The following is a 4,350-nucleotide window of genomic DNA, read 5'->3' as shown; positions in this document are numbered from 1 at the left end:
CGCTGGCCCTCGCGCACCTCCACCGTGGCGATCACCTCGGCCGCCGGCGCCGGCACCGTGATCCGGTCCCACTCCAGTGTGCCCAGCGCCGTTGGCGTTGACTGCCCACAGCCCGCCAGCAGGCCGATGCCCGCCAGCCCGAGTCCACGCATCCCGTTGCCGATGCCCATGCCATCCCCTCCTGCGACGTCGACACGGTGCCACCTGCCCCGTGCACCCTCAATGATTCCGATCAGCCCTGACGGTTTTTTCGCCACGTACGGGCGAGCCTTTTGCTGCAAGGTTCCTCGCCACCTATCCACAGCTTGATTCAGCATCATTCCACAGCCGGTGTGGAGAACCGGACGGGGGCGGCCGTACTGGCTGCCTGGCAGCGGAAGATGCGCTGCCGTCACGGGAGCGGCCGACCGTGACGGTTTTTTCACCACCACCTCATACGCCTTGTGGCACAAGCACTGCGAAGGCCTATCCACAGGTTTTCGCGCCCCCCGTCCACACCGGGTGTGGAAAACCGCGTATCGGCCCGCCGCTGGCCGCATGCCCGGTACGCGCGTAACCTTGTCACCCCGAGTCCATCGCGGTGGACGGCGCCCCCGCCCCACCCCAAGCAATGAAAAGCATCGATCATCGAGACTTCACCCTGTCACCGGAAGACAACGAGCGACTGGCCAACCTGTGCGGCCCCTTCGACGGGCACCTGCGCCAGATCGAGCTGAAGCTCGGCGTGGAGATCGCCAATCGTGGCTTCGTGTTCCGCATCAGCGGGCCCAACGAAGCCATCGTCGAGGCGCAGAAGCTGGTTGAAGCGCTGTACGCCGAAGCCGGCGAAACCACCTTCGACAATCACGCCATCCACCTGCGCCTGGCGCAGGCCAACGTCGAGCAGATCGCCGAGCGCTCCTACGAAGCGCAGGACGTGGCAATCAAGGTCAAGCGTGGCACGGTACGTGGCCGCGGCGCCAACCAGGGCCGCTACCTGCACCAGATCGCCACGCATGACATCAACTTCGGCATCGGCCCGGCCGGAACCGGCAAGACCTTCCTGGCCGTGGCCAGCGCGGTCGAAGCACTGAACGAGTCACGGGTGCAGCGCCTGATCCTGGTGCGCCCGGCGGTGGAAGCCGGCGAGAAGCTGGGCTTCCTGCCCGGCGACCTGAGCCAGAAGGTCGACCCGTACCTGCGACCGCTGTACGACGCCCTGTACGAGATGATGGGCGTGGAGAAGGTGGTCAAGCTGCTGGAGAAGAACGTCATCGAGATCGCGCCGCTGGCCTACATGCGCGGCCGCACGCTCAACGATGCGTTCGTGATCCTGGACGAGGCGCAGAACACCACCATCGAACAGATGAAGATGTTCCTGACCCGCCTGGGCTACGGCTCCACGGCGGTGGTCACCGGTGACCTGACCCAGACCGACCTGCCCAAGCACGTGAAGTCCGGCCTGCGCGACGCGATCGATGTGCTGCGCGAGGTCGAGGGCGTCAGCTTCACCTTCTTCGAATCCCGCGACGTGGTCCGGCATCCGCTGGTGGCGCGCATCGTCAGCGCCTACGACCGCCGCGACCTGCATCAGATCCAGCCTGGAGCAACGCCATGACCCGTGGTCCCGTGCGACTGGACGTCGCCGTCAGTTATGCCCTGCCGCGTACCGGGCTGCCGGCCGCAGTGAGCTTCCGCAAGTGGGTGGCCGCTGCGTTGAAGGGCCGCATCCGTGAGGCCGACCTGGCCATCCGCGTGGTCGATGCCAAGGAGGGGCAGTCGCTGAACCGCCATTACCGTGGCAAGGACTACGCCACCAACGTGCTCAGCTTCCCGGCCGACGTGCCCGAAGGCCTGCCCAAGGGCGTCAAGTTTCCATTGCTCGGCGACCTGGTGATCTGCGCACCGGTGGTGGCCCGCGAAGCCGACGAACAGGGCAAGGCGCTCAACGCACATTACGCGCACCTGACCGTGCACGGCGTGCTGCACCTGCTTGGCTGGGACCACGAGGACGACAAGGAAGCCGACGCAATGGAACAGCTGGAGCGCGAGATCCTGGCCGAGCTCGGCATCGCCGATCCCTACGCCGGCGAGCGCTGACGGCCACGCATACCGGGTTCATCACAGAGGACACCCCCATCGCGCTGTTGCCCGCACTCATTGCCGCTCTTCTGCAGGTAACCACTGCCCCGGGCATCGACCCCGACCGGGAACGACCGTCGCCGTTCCCGGCCAGCGACAGCGCCGCCGACATTGCCGCCAAAGTCGCCGAGGTGCAGGCCTTCTTTGACGTCAGCCAGCAGACGGCCCGCCAGGCGGTCGCCGAGGCGCAGCAGCACGCGTTGATGGAACGCTTGAGGGCGCGCCACGCGGCACGCCTGGCCGGTATGTGGGTGGACAATGCGACGGGGTGGAACGTCGTCGTGCGACTGACTGGGCCGGCACCTGCGGCCGATGAGACCCATCCAGGGGCGGACGGCCCGCAACGCGTGCGCTACATCATCGGCGCTTCAATGACCGAAGCGGAGATGCAGCGCCGTCTTCAGGCGCAGCAGGGCTGGTTCATCCCGCAGCTGCCCGGCCTGACCGGCTATGGCCTGGACGTCATGACCGGTGAACTGGAGCTGGAACTCCGGGATACCGCTGGCGCGCGCGCAACGGCGGCGACCGTGCGCGACCACCTGCAGGCGCTGCTGGGCTACCCGGTCAGGCTGCGCTGGTACCCAGCGGCATCGCACCTGCAATCTCCCTGACTGCGTAGAGACGCTCGCGATAGCCGACCGGGACCGGTACGATCACCGGCCTGCCTTCCGTTGCGGATCCAGTGCCCGTGCTGCGTATTGTCCTGCCCCTGCTGCTCGTCGCGTCCGCCCCGGCCGCTGCCTTGGACCTGCCGGCGCTGATCGAATGCCGCCAGGGCGTAGCCGATCACGCTGCACTGGCACCGCTGCTGGCTGATCCGCTGAAGGCCGTCGCCCACGGCCTGCAGCCGCTGCCCCAGGGCAACCAGTTCATGAGCGAGTACCGACTGGCCCAGCCGATCAGCGTGTTCGGCGACCGCACCGAACGGGTCGCCGTGGCCGGCTCCAGCATCATGGCGATCCTCGACCAGGCTGACCCGCGGCCGTTGGCCAAACGCCTGGCGCTGGAGACCGGCTACGACCAGGACGGCAAGTTCATGGCCGGCCGCGAGCTGGTCAGCCGCGACGTGACCGACCCGAAGAGCGGCGAGGCCCAGATCGAGTCGATCATTCTCAGCGTCTCCACCGTGGCCTCCCATCCGGGCAAGACCCTGGCCGGCTGTACCTACAGCCTGGACCTGCCTGAAGAAGAAGCCCCTGCCCGGCCTGAACTGGCCCCGCCGCCGATCACCGGACCGGGCAGCGACGGTCACTGACAGGCCGCCACATCCTGCTAGACTTGAGCCAACGCCCGGCCTGCCGGGTGCCTTTTTTCCAGAGATGTCAGAAGACGACAGTAGTAGCTCCCCTGCGGAGCACAGTGAAAAGAAGCGCGGTTGGCTTGAACGCCTGACCTCGGCCTTCTCCGGCGAACCCCACACCCGCGACGAGCTGGTCGCTGTCCTGCACACCGCGCAGGAAGAGGGTCTGATCGCCGCCGATACCCTGAAGATGATGGAAGGCGCCATTTCGGTGGCCGAGCTGACCGTGGGCGACGTGATGATCTCGCGCTCGCAGATGGTCTCGCTGCCGGTCGAAGCGCCCTTCCTGGAACTGATGAAGCAGGTGGTCGAATCGGGCCATTCGCGCTTCCCGGTGCACGGCGAGAACAAGGACGACATCCTTGGCATCCTGCTGGCCAAGGACCTGCTGCGCGGCGTGGTCGCCGACAACGGCCCGGCCAACGTGCGCGAGCTGCTGCGCCCGGCGGTGCTGATCCCGGAGGCGAAGAAGCTGAACGTGCTTCTGAAGGAGTTCCGCCTGTCGCGCAACCACATGGCCATCGTGGTCGACGAGTACGGCGGCGTTGCCGGTCTGGTCACCATCGAGGACGTGCTGGAGCAGATCGTCGGCGAGATCGACGACGAGCACGACGAGGCCGAGGATCCGTCCGCGCAGATCGCCATCCAGTCCGACGGCCAGTACGTGGTCGACGCGCTGACCCCGATCGGCGACTTCAACGAGCGCTTCGGCGCGACGTTCTCCGACGAGGACTACGACACCATCGGTGGCCTGGTCACCGAGGCCGTGGGCCACCTTCCGGAAGTCGGCGATGAGCTGGCACTGGACCGCTTCATGTTCCGCGTGGCCCGCGCCGATGCGCGCCGGGTTCAGGCCTTCCACGTGACCGTGCTGCCGCCGGACGCGCAGGACGACGCTTGAAGCGCCGCGGCCTGATCCTCATGGTGTG

General features: G+C 67.1%; 5 protein-coding genes and 1 pseudogene. 5 read left to right on the top strand and 1 reads right to left on the bottom strand.

The features are described 5' to 3' along the window. A pseudogene (locus N5E02_RS20245) lies at positions 1-317 on the bottom strand (hemolysin secretion protein D); the annotation flags it as partial. A gap of 293 nt (positions 318-610) precedes the next feature. On the opposite strand from N5E02_RS20245, the gene N5E02_RS20240 reads away from it, so the two are divergent. From N5E02_RS20240 to N5E02_RS20220, 5 genes are all read left to right on the top strand, one after another. Then, positions 611-1,597: a PhoH family protein gene (locus N5E02_RS20240; RefSeq protein WP_005415936.1), complete on the top strand. Its 987-nt coding sequence runs from the start codon at positions 611-613 to the stop codon at positions 1,595-1,597. Then, a complete protein-coding gene (gene ybeY / locus N5E02_RS20235) occupies positions 1,594-2,079 on the top strand; it encodes an rRNA maturation RNase YbeY (protein ID WP_065177391.1) in 486 nt (161 codons plus the stop codon). Before N5E02_RS20240 ends, ybeY begins: the two co-directional genes overlap by 4 nt. Positions 2,080-2,126: 47 nt before the next feature. Further along, positions 2,127-2,732 (top strand): hypothetical protein, encoded by a 606-nt coding sequence (locus N5E02_RS20230; RefSeq protein ID WP_065177392.1) that lies wholly within the window; start codon positions 2,127-2,129, stop codon positions 2,730-2,732. 77 nt (positions 2,733-2,809) lie between these two features. After that, a complete protein-coding gene (locus N5E02_RS20225) occupies positions 2,810-3,376 on the top strand; it encodes a hypothetical protein (RefSeq protein WP_005415933.1) in 567 nt (188 codons plus the stop codon). A gap of 64 nt (positions 3,377-3,440) precedes the next feature. Further along, positions 3,441-4,322: a transporter associated domain-containing protein gene (locus N5E02_RS20220; RefSeq protein ID WP_005408827.1), complete on the top strand. Its 882-nt coding sequence runs from the start codon at positions 3,441-3,443 to the stop codon at positions 4,320-4,322. Positions 4,323-4,350 lie beyond the last annotated feature (28 nt).

Origin of the sequence: Stenotrophomonas sp. GD03777 (assembly GCF_029842485.1) — a bacterium.
Lineage (GTDB): Bacteria > Pseudomonadota > Gammaproteobacteria > Xanthomonadales > Xanthomonadaceae > Stenotrophomonas > Stenotrophomonas sepilia.
This window is presented reverse-complemented; position numbering and strand designations above follow the sequence as displayed.

Coding starts and splice junctions, on each gene's coding strand:
- N5E02_RS20240 (WP_005415936.1), top strand. CDS start 611: ATGAAAAGCATCGATCATCGAGACTTCACCCTGTCACCGGAAGACAAC.
- ybeY (WP_065177391.1), top strand. CDS start 1,594: ATGACCCGTGGTCCCGTGCGACTGGACGTCGCCGTCAGTTATGCCCTG.
- N5E02_RS20220 (WP_005408827.1), top strand. CDS start 3,441: ATGTCAGAAGACGACAGTAGTAGCTCCCCTGCGGAGCACAGTGAAAAG.